General features: G+C 48.0%; 12 protein-coding genes. 1 reads left to right on the top strand and 11 read right to left on the bottom strand.

Annotation, left to right across the window (positions count from 1 at the left end):
* The first annotated feature begins 2 nt into the window (after nucleotides 1-2).
* Nucleotides 3-809, top strand: a complete 807-nt coding sequence (locus tag WH46_RS17695; RefSeq protein WP_017815495.1) for an OmpA/MotB family protein — start codon at nucleotides 3-5, stop codon at nucleotides 807-809.
* Between the two features lie 116 nt (nucleotides 810-925).
* Here the strand turns inward: WH46_RS17695 and WH46_RS17690 are convergent, their stop codons facing one another.
* The 11 genes from WH46_RS17690 to WH46_RS17640 all read right to left on the bottom strand — a co-directional run bounded on the left by WH46_RS17690 (nucleotide 926) and on the right by WH46_RS17640 (nucleotide 15,719).
* Nucleotides 926-2,362, bottom strand: coding sequence for a PDZ domain-containing protein (locus WH46_RS17690; RefSeq protein ID WP_052714283.1), 1,437 nt, complete (start codon nucleotides 2,360-2,362; stop codon nucleotides 926-928).
* A 169-nt stretch (nucleotides 2,363-2,531) separates the two neighbouring features.
* Entirely contained in the window at nucleotides 2,532-3,989 is a 1,458-nt protein-coding gene (locus WH46_RS17685) for a S41 family peptidase (protein ID WP_017815493.1), read from the bottom strand.
* Nucleotides 3,990-4,032: 43 nt separating this feature from the next.
* The gene (locus WH46_RS17680; RefSeq protein WP_046227703.1) at nucleotides 4,033-5,322 is read right to left on the bottom strand and encodes a murein hydrolase activator EnvC family protein; all 1,290 of its coding nucleotides are present in this window, start codon (nucleotides 5,320-5,322) and stop codon (nucleotides 4,033-4,035) included.
* Between the two features lie 137 nt (nucleotides 5,323-5,459).
* On the bottom strand, nucleotides 5,460-6,380 hold the full coding sequence (ftsX, locus tag WH46_RS17675) for a permease-like cell division protein FtsX (RefSeq protein ID WP_017815491.1): 921 nt from the start codon (nucleotides 6,378-6,380) through the stop codon (nucleotides 5,460-5,462).
* A complete protein-coding gene (gene ftsE / locus WH46_RS17670; RefSeq protein WP_017815490.1) occupies nucleotides 6,370-7,056 on the bottom strand; it encodes a cell division ATP-binding protein FtsE in 687 nt (228 codons plus the stop codon). Before ftsE ends, ftsX begins: the two co-directional genes overlap by 11 nt.
* A 249-nt stretch (nucleotides 7,057-7,305) precedes the next feature.
* Nucleotides 7,306-8,856, bottom strand: a complete 1,551-nt coding sequence (locus WH46_RS17665) for an MDR family MFS transporter (protein ID WP_046227702.1) — start codon at nucleotides 8,854-8,856, stop codon at nucleotides 7,306-7,308.
* Between the two features lie 193 nt (nucleotides 8,857-9,049).
* Complete coding sequence (locus WH46_RS17660; protein WP_046227701.1) at nucleotides 9,050-9,439, bottom strand: lipoprotein; 390 nt, start codon at nucleotides 9,437-9,439, stop codon at nucleotides 9,050-9,052.
* Nucleotides 9,440-9,829: 390 nt separating this feature from the next.
* Entirely contained in the window at nucleotides 9,830-11,320 is a 1,491-nt protein-coding gene (locus tag WH46_RS17655; RefSeq protein ID WP_046227700.1) for a UxaA family hydrolase, read from the bottom strand.
* 32 nt (nucleotides 11,321-11,352) lie between these two features.
* Entirely contained in the window at nucleotides 11,353-12,822 is a 1,470-nt protein-coding gene (locus WH46_RS17650; protein ID WP_231584375.1) for a tagaturonate reductase, read from the bottom strand.
* Nucleotides 12,823-13,125: 303 nt separating this feature from the next.
* Nucleotides 13,126-14,133, bottom strand: a complete 1,008-nt coding sequence (locus tag WH46_RS17645; protein WP_046227698.1) for a LacI family DNA-binding transcriptional regulator — start codon at nucleotides 14,131-14,133, stop codon at nucleotides 13,126-13,128.
* Nucleotides 14,134-14,327: 194 nt separating this feature from the next.
* A complete protein-coding gene (locus tag WH46_RS17640; protein WP_046227697.1) occupies nucleotides 14,328-15,719 on the bottom strand; it encodes a glycoside-pentoside-hexuronide (GPH):cation symporter in 1,392 nt (463 codons plus the stop codon).
* Between the last annotated feature and the right edge of the window lie 26 nt (nucleotides 15,720-15,745).

The following is a 15,745-nucleotide window of genomic DNA, read 5'->3' as shown; positions in this document are numbered from 1 at the left end:
CGATGCGACGTTATTCTCGCCGAAATAAAAATACCGGACATGATCACAAGGATCGCTGGTTGATTACTTATGCCGATTTGATTACACTGCTGCTGATTTTCTTTATTGTAATGTATTCGGTCAGCCAGATTGATTCGGACAAATATAAAGTACTTACCGAGTCGCTGCAGCTCACTTTCCAGAGTCCTAACTCGGTGCTCGACGGTGGCAAAGGTGTTACCGGTACAGCCGGTCAGAATGTGAACAACGGAGGAACCGACTCCGATCAGAATCAGGCCGGAGAACAGGGCGGCGATAAAGGACAGGAACAGCTGACCAGCCGCGAAGAGGCCTTTCGCAAGCAGGAGCAGGAATTGTCTAATCTGATGCAGGTAATCGAAAACTATGTAAATACCAACAATTTGCAGAATCAAGTATCGGTCGTCGACAAACCACAGGGTATCTCGATTACGCTGAGTGACCAGTTCCTGTTCGACGAAGGACAAGCCGATCTCAAAGCACGTTCACTCGGGACACTCGCACGACTCGCCAGCTTGTTCCAATCGATTAATACAACGATCAGTATCGAAGGCCATACGGATAATCTACCGATCGTCTATGCTTCCCGGTATCAGGATAACTGGGAGCTATCGGGCGCAAGAGCCTTATCGGTACTGCGTTATTTTATTGATACCAAGAAACTGGATCAGGCGAATTTTCAGTATGCCGGTTATGGGGCTACCCGTCCTGCCGCTGATAACTCGACTGCAGTCGGTCGACAAAAAAATCGGCGTGTTGAAATTATCGTACTGCGCCAGCTGCAGGAATAAACCGCTTTGCCTGATAATCCTATCTTCAATAACCAGACATAACAAAAGCACACGGAAACCGGTTGATTCCCGGATGATCCGTGTGCTTTTATTGATGATTCTACTTAGAAATGGTTCTAACGCTTGCTATCATCCGCACGGCGTCTTCGTTTGGGAAGGCCGGAGCTATCATTAGACAATGCCGCTGAATTAGCTGCTGCATCTGGCTCGGCTGCAGCTTGAATGGTATCTTTTGACGAAGCTACGGTTGACTCCTGGGCTATTGGCAGAATCGCGGATGATGCTACATTTCCCGAAGACAAACGCTTTGTACGCGGATGAACCAGCAAATGAAAAGCCGACAACTGCTGAATATCCGGAGAAACCGGCGCTTGATCATCCGGGGCAAAAATCATGCCCAGCTGATGATGATCCCCCGCATAAATCGCTCGCTGCAAAAACTTGCTTTCCCCATGAATATTGAGAATTTCCAGCTTGCAAAAAGCCGGGTTCATTCGCAGTGCTCCATGCAGAGACTGCGGATGATGTACAGGCACTCCGTTTACTTTGTACACCGTCTCGGCGGCCCGAATGCCCAGTTCATGCGCCGGGCTACCCGGGATCACATCGAGGATTCGCAGTCCACGCAGTGTCTCGGTATAGAGAGGAATGCTCTCCAGTTCCTCGCGTCTGCTGAGATAGATGACAACCTCACGCCAGATAAGGGCGATACAGATGATAAGCACGGCTAGCGGTGGCCACCAGAGTGCGCCGGCAGCCAGCACCAGCAGTATCAGACTGCCTAGTAGCAGCCGTTTGGAGACGATGCGCGCTTTGTCTACGGGCAGCCTGCTCTGGGTTAGGATGCTGCAGCCAATCATGACCGGCAGAGCCGTGACAGCCGCTCCTCCACTCCAGAATTCACCGCTATGCAGCGGAGTCCATGGCAGAATAAATCCACCTGCTGCTGGCATCAGCAGCCATAACGGTACCGGCCAAAAGGCTTCCATCGCATAGGCACCTACCGGCTTGCCACGCTTTCCTTCGATGACTACCGGTGAAGACAAAGTAGGCCCCTGCAAGCGGAATAAAACCGCTTCAGCTATTTGCAGTAGCACGGCAATCACCAGCAGCCCTGGCAGATCTGCATGACGAATTGCCTCTGCCGTCTGTCCAATCCAGCCTTCCGGCTGCCACGATGGGGAAAGCAGCAGCCCTACATGAGCTACCATCAGTACAGCCAGTGCATCCATCAGATGTGCCAGACGCAGACGAATCAGTGATAGCAGTACGATGATAATGCCCAGACACCAGACGATTTCTTTTTCGATATGTATGCCAATTCCAAGCATCACTGCTGACACGATACACCCAATAACCAGTCCGGTAAGGACGGTACGGAGTACCCTGCCGGCATAAATATGTACACGTATATTAAACAGTTTGCGTTCCAATAGTCCCTGCCGCCGGTAATGCAGCAGCAATCCAATCAGAAATATATAATAAAACGGCTGCGAAAGCAGCTGCCCTATAGCTCCACCAGTGATACGGAGTGCTTCTCCCAACACTGCCATCACGCTTCACACTCCTTTGCTTTCCATGCATGCCCACTTGCTGTCCAACATTCTTTATTGTACATAAAAAAAGAAGGCTGTGACAGCCTTCTTTTTACAATCCATCGTCTTATCACTCGGATACGATTCCGGCAGTCTCATGCTGTTATAGCATTATACTCCGTGAACTTTACTTTGTTGCGCTCAGCTTCTGCTTAACGCCAGCGATGGCTTTATTTAGTTGTACATCATACTGCGGGTCCTGGATATGCTTGATCAGCTCGGCTTCGAGTGTAGCAGCTGTTTTGGCATCGATTGTGCCGTTAACCGTCAGCTTGTGGGCTTTTTGGAGAGCTTGTACAGCGGCTTCCGTGCTGCGGTCGAAATAACCGTCTTTGCGATCGACTTTATAATCCAGTCCGGCGAGCATAATCTGCGCACTTTTCACATCATTATTGTTCATATCATATTTGAGTGTTTTATCTTTGTTGATCGGTGTCACGGTGTAATAATCGGGTGGTGCCACTTTTACATCGGGCTTGATTCCTTTTTTGTGAATCCAGTCGCCGTTAGGTGTCAGCCACTTGGCAATCGTAATCTTGATCAGACTGCCATCGTTGAACAGATTATCCATGCTGGTCTGTACGGTACCTTTACCGTAGGTAGTCTCCCCATAGAGGGTAGCACCAGCGGACTGCTTGAGAGCACCCGCCAGAATCTCGGAAGCGCTGGCGCTGCCGCCATTGGTTACGACCGCGATCGGATAGTTTACTCCCTGACCGTCCGAATTGGTAACCTGGCGCTGTCCATTTTTGTCCTCGACCTGTACCAGCGCCTTGCCTTTCGGTACAAATTGTTCGGCCATCTCTTCGACAACAGAGAGTACGCCGCCCGGATTGTTACGTACATCGATGACAAGTCCCTTCATTCCCTGCGCATCCAACTTCTGCAGCTCCTCTTCGAAGCGCTGCGCTGTATTGAGGGAGAACTGGGTAATCTCGATTACGCCAATCTTGTCTTTGGTCATACGAGCGTATACGGTCTCCATTGCGATATCATCACGCACGATATCAAATGTCATCGTATCACTGCTGCCGGCACGTTTAACTTCCAGCTTGGCGGTAGAGCCTTTTTCCCCGCGGATCTTGGCAACCGCCGCATTCAGCTCTTTACCGGACAGATTTTCTCCATTCACGGAGACAATGACATCCTTGGCACGCAATCCGGCTTTTTCTGCCGGTGAACCCTTGATCGGAGACACAATAACGACGTTGCCGTTATCTTCAGACACTTCCGCACCAATACCCGTAAAAGAACCTGCAATTGATTCGGAGAATTGTCCGGCTGTATCGGTATCCATATAACTGGAGTATGGATCGCCGAGCGCTTCAAGCATCCCGTTGATCGCTCCATCCACCAGTTTATTTTCATCGACGTTCTGGTAATAATTATTTTCAATCAGACTGGCTACCGTACTCAGCTTGCTCTGTTCCTGGTCAGTGAGTCCACCGCCGCTCAGCGCACCGATTACACCTTGTCCCATTGAAGCTCTTTGCACAAAAGACGGTAGATTGACTACAGCCAGCGTCAGTACGCTGCTGAGCACCATCATGGCAATAACGAGCAGTGCCACCGTGCGTTTTCTCATCGTGTATTACCGCCTCTCTCCATTAAAACAGCCGCTTGCCGGCTTACAGATAACCCATTGGATCAACTGCTGTACCATTTACCCGTACTTCAAAGTGACAGTGTGGTCCGGTTGAGTTACCGGTTGAACCTACTTCGGCAATCTTCTGACCTTTGCTGACACTCTGGCCTACCGATACCATAACGCCTCCGTTACGGATATGACCATACAATGTCTGAATACCATTACCATGATCGATAATAACAGCATTACCATAACCGCTCATCGCTCCGGCAACCACAACCGTACCACCATCCGATGCAATAATAGGCGTACCCTGCGGTGCTGCAAAATCCACACCTGCATGCAGTTTGTAGATACCCGTAACCGGGTTAGTCCGGTATCCAAACGGAGAAGACAGACGAGCGCCAATAACAGGCACACCCAGCAATCCACTTCCGCTGGCCTGATAACTATTACCGCCACCACCACCGCCGCCGGAAGAACTTCCTCCACCGGATGCTGCCGCCGCAGCTGCAGCCGCTGCTGCTTCTGCCGCTGCTCGTGCTTCGGCTGCTGCACGTTCTTGTGCTTCAGCTGCTGTTTTCTCACGATACAAAGCTGCACGTTTGTCTGCAAGATCCCATAATGCCTGTTCCTGCGCTGCCGTTGCTTCCTCGGCATTCTCGATCTGCAGGTCATATTTGGCGATCAGACGTTGTTTTTCATTTTCTTTGGCATCCAGTTCACCTTTGCGTGCTGCTTTTTCGGAATACAGGCTTTTGGCATAGGCGTACTGTGCTTTTAATTTATTTTGAGTCACAATAACAAATTGTTTGTCTTTCTCATGCTGTGCCAAGATATCCTGATCCTGGTCTACAATCATACGCAGCGAATCTGCGCGCTCGACAAAATCGGAAAAACTGGTAGAAGACATCAGTACATCCAGATAGGATACTCTGCCATCTGTATACATCATTCTTACACGCGTATCAATCATGCCTTCACGTGCCTTGATACGTTCTTTGGCTTCAGCCAGGTCTTTTTTGGACTGACGAAGACCCGATTCGGTCTTCGTAATATTGTTGGACACCCGCGATAGCTGGCTGTTCACTTCATTAATCGCCTGCAGTACGTTACTCAAGCTCTTTTGTGCACTTTTCTTCAGCGCTGCCGATTTTTGCTTTTGAGCCTGCGCTTTCTTCTGCTGCAGCTCAGCCTTGTGCGCTTTTTGCTCAACGGCGTTCAGTTCTTTTTGAATCTCGCTTGAAGATTTGGCGGCATGTCCGTGTCCAGGTTGTACCACTGCAGCGGCCAATAACATGATGGCCATGACTGATGCGACTTTTTTCAATTGTTTTCCCATCCTTTTAACATTTATAGGTTTTTGAAATAGTCGATTCCGGCATTCAGCAATTACGTCAACTCTATTATCGGCAACCTGAATGGATACCTTGATAGTTTTCAATCATTTTCTGGTAAATTATAGAATTAAACTTTCAGGAAGCGGCGAATCGATACCGTACTTCCCCATACACCGATCACAATGCCCAGTACAAGCAGCAATCCACCGAGCCACAGCCAGATTTGCTGTAGCGGGATTAGTGTGACCATGGAAGCCATATTGAGTGAAGTCACCGAAGCGACAACCAGCTGATGGTACCCGACAAATAAAATAATAATCGTCACAATCGATCCAATCCCGCCCAGCAGAGCCCCTTCGATAAAGAATGGCCACCGGATAAACTGATTGGTCGCACCTACTAGCTTCATAATACTGATCTCCCGGCGGCGTGCCAGGATGGTAACGCGAATCGTATTGGCAATCAGGAACATCGCCATCAATGCAAGAGCAGCAACCAGAATCAATCCGATATTACGGATCAGTGCGGTTACTTTGAACAGAGTCTGTACCGTCTCTCCACCATAACGCACCTTGAGAATCGGCTTCTCCACATGTTCCGTATTAAGCGCTTCGATCTTTTGGGCAACAAATGGTACGGTTGTCGCTTCAATTACCTGCACACGGAAAGCATCCGGCAGCGGGTTGTTATCTTTGGCGTAGCCTTCTAGGAAGTTCTCGCCACCCTCGCCAAGATTCTTACGCAGTTCTTCCAGCCCCTGATCCTTGGGAATATACTTGATATTGCTGACTTCCGGCATCTTGCTGATTTCGTCCTGCAGCTGTTCACGCAGATCCTGATTCACATTCAGTTCCAGGAATACATTGACTTCAACCTGGCTATCAGCCTGATCTGCCAGATTATTAACATTAAAAACGAGCAGTATAAATACGCCCAGTATAAATAGAGACACAATGATCGAGGTGATGGAGGCTATCGACATCCATCCGTTGCGGAATACGCTTCTGAAACCTTCCCGCATGTGCCGCAAGAAGGTACTAAAATTCATAACCGTACTCCCCTCTGATCTGGTCTCTGACAATCATACCGTTCTCAATCGCCAGTACGCGTCGGCGCATGGAATTGACGATATCTCTATTATGTGTAGCCATAATGATCGTAGTCCCCCGGAAATTAATTTCGTCCAGCAGTTGCATAATCCCGTAGGATGTCTCCGGATCAAGGTTGCCTGTCGGCTCATCCGCGATAATCACCGAAGGATTATTCACGATCGCTCTGGCAATCGCGATACGCTGCTGTTCCCCGCCGGACAGATGGTCCGGGTAACGATTGGCTTTGCTTTGCAGACCGACAAGGTCCAGTACTTCCATGACCCGTTTCTTGATTTGCCGTCTCGGCGCTTCAATAACTTCCATGGCAAAAGCGACATTTTCGTAGGCGGTCAGCTTGGGCAGCAGACGGAAGTCCTGGAAAATGACGCCTATGTTCCGGCGCAGCAGCGGAATCTTGCGCTGCTTGAGCTTGCTCAGATTAAAGCCGTTTACCGAAATCTGTCCTTTGGTCGGCTGTTCTTCACGGTACATCAATTTCATAAAGGTTGACTTACCGGCTCCGGAAGGTCCAACCACGTATACGAATTCATTACGGTCAATTTTTACGGAAACACCCTGCAGGGCATGCGCACCATTCGGGTACGTTTTCCATACGTCTTGCATCTCTATCAATTCATCACTTCCTAAGCACAGGTTCAATTATGACAATAACATTCGCTTCATAGGTAACGGGAAACGCAATAATCATAAGGTTTTGACCAAATTTATGAACAATTCAACAATCTCTATTGTAACAAATTCGTTACCTCTTGAGTACTATAATAACGCGAAAATATCCACAGAATCAAAAAAAGCCCGATTTCATTTTGACAATGAAACCGGACATTTTGCTGTCTTCCCAGACTGCTCACGGGCTCAGCCCTATTTGGTATTCGGTTTGGGCGCAGAGGAATCGGAAGATATCGCGCGACTCCCGCCCATCAATGCTACAGCAATCAGTGCGCCAATGGCTGGAATAATCGCCCATCCAAACGTCCCGGCAACCGATACCGTCAATGCCTGACGGATTGCTTCCAGGATAACTTCCGGTATCCTGGACTGCATCTCTTCCGACAAGAGTGCTCTCGGATCAATAGCAGAGATATCCATACCAGCCGGCTGCGCTCCACCTGCGCCCAGCTGTTCGTTGATTCTGCCGCTGAGCAGACTGCGCTGTACCAGCCCAAACACCGTCACGCCGATCGACATGCCCAGTGAGCGGACAAACGAAAGCGTCGAATTGGCTGCTCCCCGCTGCCGGAAATCAAATTCCTGAATCCCGCTGATTCCCAGCACCGAAAAGGAAAATCCGATACCAAATCCGGTTATCGCCAGATCAGTCACCAGCAGCCAGGTAGGCGTATCTGCAGTCAGCTGGCTCAGCAGGTACATACCAAACGTAAATACAACCGCCGAAAACAGCATGATCCGGCGAAAAGGCATCTTATTGACCAGAAAACCGCCCATCATCGCAGCTATCACCGAACCGATTGTCATCGGCATCAGTGTCAGACCGGAGTTCACTGCTGTTCCTCCAGTAACTCCCTGTACATAGATGGGAATATACAGAGTAACCGTAATAAAGGCAGCTCCATAGAAGAAGGATGCCGCTACACTGCCTGCAAACAGCTGCTTGCGAAACATCGGGAACGAAATAATCGGCTCTGCCGCGCGCCGCTCCACCAGTACAAAGACTGCTGCAAGCACAACGAAGCAGATGAACAAACCGATAATCACTGCCGAATCCCATGCGTATGTACCGCCGCCCAGCTCCAGCGCAAACATCAGGGATACGACTGCACCAACGAGCAGACCCGCACCTGCCCAGTCAATCTTCTGACGCGAACGTTCCAAGGATTCCTTGTAAAAGATAACGATCAGCAGCAAAGATAAAATGCCCAGAGGTACGTTAATATAGAACACCCACCGCCAGCTGAAATACTCGGTAATATAAGCACCAAGCAGCGGACCAAACAAGCTGGACATTCCAAATACCGCTCCCAGTAAACCTGTCATTTTGCCCCGTTTTTCCGGAGGAAACGTATCAAATACGATCGTAAACGCAATTGGTACGAGTGCTCCGCCCCCAATTCCCTGAATCGCCCGGTAAATACTGAGCTCCACAATCGAGTGCGCAGTGCCACACAAGATCGAACCGATCATGAACATCACCAGTCCAAAAATAAAAAAACGACGACGACCGTACATATCGGATAATTTACCGAAAATCGGTGTCCCTGCCAGCGAAGCAACCAGATACGCAGAAGTCACCCAGACAAACTGATCAAACCCGCCCAGATCGCCGACAATCGTCGCAATCGCAGTCGCTACAATCGTGTTGTCGATTGATGCGATAAATATCCCCAGCAGCAGTCCTGCTACAACCCAGCCGGTTTTTAGCGTGCTTTTTTGAGCTACCGCCCTTTGAGCCATAGTTACACACTCCTTATTTTGCTTTCACCATTGTCTTGTGATCACATCTAATCATACATATGTTGATATTAACACAATTTCAATAAAATGACCCATCGGTCATAAAATATATTTAGATACTCATCTTCATTCTCCATTTCCACAGAAAAAGAGACGCTCTCTAGAGAAAGCGTCTCTTTTTTGATTTTTTTTCTTACTGTTTTTGTTTTTCGAAATATTCACGTATGTCTTCCGGCTTATCAGGTTCCAACAGCACATCATTATTTTGGAAAAGAATAATCTGTGGATCTCGCTGAAGGTCAAAGATTTTTTCGTAATTATAAGTCTGATCATCCTTTATATTGATCAAGGATACATTTATTATAGGATCTTCAATTCGGATATGATTATTAATGTAGTCGACATTAGTTTGTAAATCCCTAATAAATGATTCTTCTAGAGACTTCTTGCTGAAAACAATTATTGAAATCTCCTCACTCTTCTTTTGGCTACTTAGTAAATGCCCGATAGCTTTTTCACGGTTATTTGCACTGCAACCTGTAAGTAATACAACAAGTATAAAAAAAACGAAAATTTTACGCATGGGTCCCCCCTTTGATAAATAACTAGTTAAAATTATTATTGAGCTTTTGCATTTACAGTATAACTATAATTGTCGACAAAGGTAGTCCATTGTGCTGGTCCGTTTCCAATTGAAGTAAATTAGTAACTATATGATAAAAATAAGTAAGAAAGGCCTTAAAATTTTATGAATCTTCATGACTAATGAATCACTTAATAATTAGTATTCGACATTCTTTTCGTTTTTATTTATAATTCCACTTTGTCTACATTAAAGTTTAAAATAAAATTCGGAAATCGAGCAAGAACATTCATGTAGCCCTTTGGATCATTATTAGATAATAAAAAGACCCTGATCTTCTTATATAGAAGGATCAAGGTCTTATCATTATTACACTTTTTTACCAACACGCTACAAAGTAACCCCATTTTTGAAAATGGCAATCTCGCGGAAGTTATTCTTCTCGTTATTTACCCAGCGTCCGCTGGCTACCTCGATAATGTAATCGATAAAATCAGCCAGACAATCTTCCATTGTCGTCTCTTCTACCAGCACTCCCGCATTGTAGTCGATCCAGTGCGGCTTGTTGGCGTACAGCGGCGAATTGGTGGACACCTTCATCGTAGGTACAAACGAACCAAATGGTGTGCCTCTGCCTGTCGTGAAAATCACCAGCTGACATCCCGCAGCTCCGAGTGCCGAGGAAGCGACCAGATCATTCCCCGGCGCACTGAGCAAATTGAGCCCGCGTTTTTGCAGCCGTTCTCCGTACTGCAGTACATCCTGTACAGTGGACATACCCGATTTCTGGGTACAACCCAGTGACTTGTCCTCCAGCGTAGTGATCCCTCCGGCTTTGTTGCCTGGCGATGGATTCTCGTACACCGGCTGTTTGTAATCCAGGAAATACTGTTTGAAGTCATTGATCAGATGTACAATTTTACCGAATACCTGTTCATCGGCTGCACGCTCCATCAGAATCTTCTCGGCGCCGAACATTTCGGGCACTTCGGTCAGTACCGTTGTTCCGCCCTGGGCTGCCATATAATCAGACAGTTTGCCGAGTAGCGGATTCGCGGTAATACCGGATAATCCATCGGAGCCGCCGCATTTCAGACCGATTCGGAGTTCGGACAGTGGAATCTCTTCACGTTGGTCTTGCGAAGCACTCTGGTAAATTTGCCGAAGCAGCTCCACACCTGCTTCCACTTCATCCGATACGGTCTGGGAGACGAGAAACTTGACTCTCGACTCATCATAATCACCGATCGCCTTTTTGAAGTCTTCCATTATATTATTCTCGCAGCCCAGACCAAGTACAAGCACACCGCCGGCATTCGGATGTCTGACCGCATCAGCCAGAATCGTCTGGGTATGCAGATGATCGTCACCCAGCTGGGAACAGCCGTAGCTGTGTTTGAGCACCAGTGCATTCTCAAAAGGAGCCAGATCATCCAGTTCTGCCTGGAACTGTTTGAGGATCATCTCGGCGATCCCATTGACACAGCCGACTGTTGGCACAATCCATAGTTCATTGCGAATGCCTACTTCTCCATTCACCCGGCGATAGCCCTGAAAAGTACGGTTTTCCATACGGTAGGGAATCGGAAACGTACGCGGTTCATACCGGTATTCCTCCACACCCGTCAGGTTGGTCTTGGCATTATGTGTATGCACATGGCTGCCTGCCGGAATACGCTGCAGAGCATGACCGATCGGATAACCGTATTTAATAATATTGTGATCGGGTTCGATCGTTTCGATTGCAATCTTGTGTCCGCGGGCTACATCTTCCTGCAGGACAATCTGACGCTCCCCTGCCGGAATGGTCTCGCCACGTTGATAATCGCGCAGAGCCACGACTACATTATCCTGTTCATTAATCTGTATCATCTCAAGCACGATAATAGCCTCCCTGTTGTTTGGATATGCATTTAGACGGCCAATGTGCCATGGGTCATCAGCTCACGCAGCGCCTGGCGGATACCTTCTGTACGAATCTGGTACAGATAACGACTGGTCTGCTCGGTCAGCCCCGGTATTTCGTTCAGATTCATCCCCCAAAAGGAAGTCTGTCCAAATACACTGCTTACCAGCTGCTTCATATCTTCTGTGGTATCCTGATATTGTGACCAGATCTGGCGGAAGTAATCCAGAACAGCACTGTTATCTGCCAGTTGAATCAGCTCACCTTCACGCTCTCCACGGTAAAAGGCGATCAGGGCTGCCAGGGAGAAGGTCAGTCTTTCCGGCAGTCTATCGTGCTTTTCGACAAAAGCAGTCAATGTAGGCAGATCCCGTGTTTTGAATTTGGAAATGGAATTCAGGGCGATGCTCATTACATAATGCTCTACATACGGATTGCGAAATCGTTCCAGCACCGCTGCAGCAAAAGCAGTCAGTTCTTCGGCAGGCAGATCCAGTGTCGGGATAATCTCTTCATCGATCAGTTCACGGACAAAGCTGCCCACCATCTCGTCGTCTACCGCCTGTCCTACTGTCTCCAGTCCATATAGATAGGCTACCGGCGTAAGCGCTGTATGTGCGCCATTCAGAATACGCACTTTGCGCGTCCGGTAAGGCGCCATATCTTCGACGATCTTCACCTGCAGTCCCGCTTTTTCAGCCGGGAACTCCTGTGCAATCCAGGCAGGTCCTTCGATCACCCACAAGTGAAATGGTTCACCTACTACGACAAATGAATCTTCATAACCGAGTTCTGCGGTAATTTGCGGCATACGCTGCTTTGGATAACCCGGTACGATCCGGTCTACCAGACTGCAGCAGAATGTATTGGCTTCTTCCAGCCAGCTGATAAATTCGCTCTCCAGTCCCCATAACTTGCTGTACTGAAGCACAATATCTTTCAGTACTTCACCATTGCGATCAATCAGCTCACACGGGATAATGATGAACCCTTTGGAACGATCCCCATCGAAATGAAGATACCGACGATACAGCAGCGCAGTCAGTTTGCCGGGGTAGCTGCTCTGCGGACGATCTTCCAGTTGATCTTCCGGCTGAAAAGCGATACCGGCCTCCGTCGTGTTGGAGACGATAAAACGCAGTTCCGGTTGATACGCCAGCTCTTCGTACGTTTCATAACGCGCATACGGGTCAATGCCCCGTGTGACACATTCCATCACCCGATGCTCCTGCAGCGCCTGTCCATTTTGTATGCCTTCCAGATAAACAGTATACAGCCCATCCTGCTCATTCAGCTGCTCTGCCATTCCGTTCGCCAGCGGCTGTACAATGACTACGCCTCCATTAAAATCCGCTTTGCGGTTCATCTGATCAATCTGCCAGTCTGCAAAAGCCCGTAAAAAGTTGCCTTCTCCAAATTGCAGTACTTTCTCCGGATACCGCTCTGCCGGATGAGTATTCCGATTCAGTCGTTGCATAATTATCGCCTCCGTTAATTGGTTCATTGTCCACAAGTATTCCTTATAAAAAGCAAGGCTTGCCGAATCTCGGGTGAGACTGCCAGAATCGAGGAGGATCAGAGCAGATACAGATTCAACAAGCCGTTTATTCATACTTTTATTCTAAATTTATGCACACGTTAACAAAATGAATTAAATCACACTTTTAAAGAAAAGAAATTTGCTGCTTTCCCCCGGTTCATAGAAAGTGGTAAGCAGCGAATACACTGCTGTAGTTGCTTTCTATGAACCAGATACTGTAGCAGAATTCGGTTGATAGGTTCAGCTGCCGGATCGGGCAGCTGCAGATTGCCGCTCCATCAATGCAGTTTCCAGGAAAATCAGTTCTTCCCGGTTAGCGTCTTCTTCGATCCGTTCCATGATTTTCTCGGCGCCATGCGCGCTGATCTGTTCAACCGGCCGCTTGACGGTAGTTAATGCAGGATTGGTGTAGCGGGCGAAGTTGATATCATCGAATCCGATAACCGACACATCTTCAGGCACTTTGTACCCCAGTGCATAGGCAGCATTCATCGCTCCGATAGCCATATCATCGTTGGAACAGAATACGGCTGTTGGCGGCGTTTGCAGCTGCAATAGCTGACGCATTGCCTGGTGACCACTCTCGGTCGTATAATCTCCGGCGATCCGATACTCTTGCGGAACCGTTTTGCCGCTCTGCTCGATGGCTTCGAGGAATCCTGCCCGGCGCTGCTCGGTAGACTTGAATCCTTTGATGCCTTCAATAATAGCGATTCGCTCATGACCCTGCTCAATTAGATATCGTCCGGCTTCACGGGAACCCTCCCGGTCATTGGAGACGATATTGACAAAGTGTCCTCCCGGAATCAGTCGATTCAGCACAACCAGAGGAATATTCTGCTCCAGCACATGCTCGATAAACTCGTTATCTGCATCACTCTGACTCATCAGGATAATGCCATCAAAACGCTTACGGTGAATCGTAGAGAAATCCTCGTAATCATCAATCCCGCGTACGAACAAATTGTAGCCGATACCGACCACCGAATTCACTCCCCGGATGGTTGCCGCAAAAAAGCTGCTGCTTGTACCGGTTGAGATACTTGTAAAAAACAGTCCGATCGTATGGGAACGTTGAAGCACGAGACTTTTGGCATTGTAATTGGGAATATAGTTCACTTCACGCGCGATCTCCATAATTTTGCGCTTGGTTACTTCCTTGATCAACGGGCTGTTATTGAGTGCACGAGATACTGTTGTATGAGAGACATTGGCGAGTCTGGCAATGTCCTTGATTGTAGCCGCCATATGCATACCTTCCTTTTCCGTAACTTGAGTATCGATCCGGCTGCATCCTGTAATGACGATACCGAACAGATCAGACGCTTAAGTGTCGTCTGCTTTCCCCTAAGAATACCATACTATGCATATTGACCATAATAAGAACCGCCTTGCTGCGCTATGCTTTTTCTCGCTGCATTATAAATGCCTGGTATGATGCTCTACTGCTGATTGCGCAGTTTCAGCTCGGCAACGATCTCTTCGTGCTTGCTGTCGGTAAGTTTGTACATGAATCCAATAATCAGCATGGCAATAGCGAGTGCGATCGCCGGATACAGACAGAGGAGACCTTTGATCCCAAGCAGTGTGCCTGCGCTTTGTGCTACATTCGGAATATAACCAACCAGTCCAAGTCCAATACCGGACAAAGTACCTGCCAACGATTGGGCCAGCTTGCGGGAGAAGTTGAACAATGAGTAGGTGATACCGTCTTTGCGTTCACCGGATTCCCATTCTCCATAATCGATAATATCCGATACAAATGCCCATGTAATCCCGTTTGGAATACTGATCCCGATAAAGGCAATACTCGCCAGAATTGTGAACAAAACTACATTGGATGGTGCAAGAAAGTTAATCGTATCTGCGACGACGCTGACACCCAGACCAATCATTGCAGTATTGCGTTTGCCGAACTTTTTGACCAGCTTGGGCAGGAAGAGTACCCCGATAAAGGAAGACCCGATAATAATAAAGTTCATGTATGCCATCAATTCCACGTTACCCAGATTATACTGTGCAAAGTATACCAGCATCGCAGATTTGATATTGTAGGCCGAAATGGTAAATACGGTCATCAGTACCAGTACCAGCAGAGGCTTGTTGCTGATAAATGTTTTAATGATTAGCCATGGTGTTAATTTTTCTCTTGGCGGTGCCAGATTCACAGCCCGTTCTTTGGTTCCTTTATAACAGAAGAAGAAAGCGATTACCCCAATCAGCGACATAATCCCCATAACAACAGGATACCCTACTTTGGGATTGGCAAAATGCACGATAATCGGCATGACGATAACACTCGTTACAAACAGTGCACCCAGCGAACCGGCCTGGCGGAAAGAAGACAGCGAGGCTCGCTCTACCGTATCCTGCGTAATGGCTGCGCCCAGTGAACCATACGGAATATTGACAAAGGAATAGCCGATGCCCCAGATCATATAGGAAGCATATGCATAGATCAGCTTGCCCGAAGTCGACAGATTGGGTGAAATAAAGGTAAGTATTGTCAGAATCGCCAGTGCGATGCTGCCCATAATCAGATAAGGTCTGAATTTGCCGCGCGGTCCGATATTTTTGCGATAATCAATACTGGAGCCGACAATCGGGTCACAGAATGCCGCAAACAGTTTGCTCGCTGCAAAGATACCACCGGCTGCAATCGCCGGTATACCAGCAACATCCGTAAAGAATTTCAATAGATATAGCTGCCCAAGGTCAAACATGAATCCGTTTCCAAAGTCGCCCATACCGTAGGATATTTTTTCTTTAAGACTAATCTTGGTTGTGGCTGCCTGTTCTTCGACCTGTACAGGCTTTAATGCTGCTGCTCCCATCTGTAACACTTCCTTCAATTGATATT

The sequence above is a fragment of the Paenibacillus dauci genome (assembly GCF_000971985.1).
Classification (GTDB): Bacteria; Bacillota; Bacilli; order Paenibacillales; family Paenibacillaceae; genus Saccharibacillus; species Saccharibacillus dauci.
The sequence above is the reverse complement of the archived record's forward strand: the minus strand, read 5'-3'. Positions and strand labels throughout refer to the sequence as shown.

What these genes read in the sequence shown, in the direction of transcription:
- WH46_RS17695 (WP_017815495.1), top strand. Translation starts at nt 3, where the DNA reads ATGCGACGTTATTCTCGCCGAAATAAAAATACCGGACATGATCACAAG.
- WH46_RS17690 (WP_052714283.1), bottom strand. Translation starts at nt 2,362, where the DNA reads ATGGCAGTGTTGGGAGAAGCACTCCGTATCACTGGTGGAGCTATAGGG.
- WH46_RS17685 (WP_017815493.1), bottom strand. Translation starts at nt 3,989, where the DNA reads ATGAGAAAACGCACGGTGGCACTGCTCGTTATTGCCATGATGGTGCTC.
- ftsX (WP_017815491.1), bottom strand. Translation starts at nt 6,380, where the DNA reads ATGAATTTTAGTACCTTCTTGCGGCACATGCGGGAAGGTTTCAGAAGC.
- WH46_RS17665 (WP_046227702.1), bottom strand. Translation starts at nt 8,856, where the DNA reads ATGGCTCAAAGGGCGGTAGCTCAAAAAAGCACGCTAAAAACCGGCTGG.
- WH46_RS17660 (WP_046227701.1), bottom strand. Translation starts at nt 9,439, where the DNA reads ATGCGTAAAATTTTCGTTTTTTTTATACTTGTTGTATTACTTACAGGT.
- WH46_RS17650 (WP_231584375.1), bottom strand. Translation starts at nt 12,822, where the DNA reads ATGCAACGACTGAATCGGAATACTCATCCGGCAGAGCGGTATCCGGAG.
- WH46_RS17645 (WP_046227698.1), bottom strand. Translation starts at nt 14,133, where the DNA reads ATGGCGGCTACAATCAAGGACATTGCCAGACTCGCCAATGTCTCTCAT.
- WH46_RS17640 (WP_046227697.1), bottom strand. Translation starts at nt 15,719, where the DNA reads ATGGGAGCAGCAGCATTAAAGCCTGTACAGGTCGAAGAACAGGCAGCC.